The sequence below is a fragment of the Pseudovibrio sp. WM33 genome, assembly GCF_001623165.1.
GTDB lineage: Bacteria > Pseudomonadota > Alphaproteobacteria > Rhizobiales > Stappiaceae > Pseudovibrio.
In genome coordinates, this window is the sequence record NZ_LMCK01000077.1 from 51,933 (window position 1) to 52,278 (window position 346).

Consider the following 346-nt stretch of genomic DNA (forward strand, 5'->3'; position numbering starts at 1 on the left):
TCAATGTCGTGCGGTTCATTCAACAGCCAAGTCAGAAAGGCTTTGATTATGGACGACACTGCATGCGCCTGTGGCGCCACAAATACTCTTCAGAATGAATTTGACGAAATAAACGTTGCTGTTTCTGATCTTCAGAACCTTGCTTATGTGCAGCATATGGTGCTGAGCGAGCGGATGAAGAACAGTTGTGAACGTGACGTTTTATTCACTTTGCACTACGCTTTATGTAACCGCCTAGAGGCACTTGATAAGACCTGCGGAATTTTAACTGATGCGCTGTCTGGTACGTCCTTCCCTAAAGGATTATCCGGTCACGCGACACGCAGCGTCGCCTCTCCAACACTGG

1 protein-coding gene is annotated in these 346 nt (G+C 47.7%); it reads left to right on the top strand.

The annotated features are described in order from the left end of the window. Nucleotides 1-48 precede the first annotated feature (48 nt). The coding region (locus tag PsWM33_RS27160; protein ID WP_208994556.1) for a hypothetical protein at nt 49-346 on the top strand (298 nt) is incomplete at its 3' end.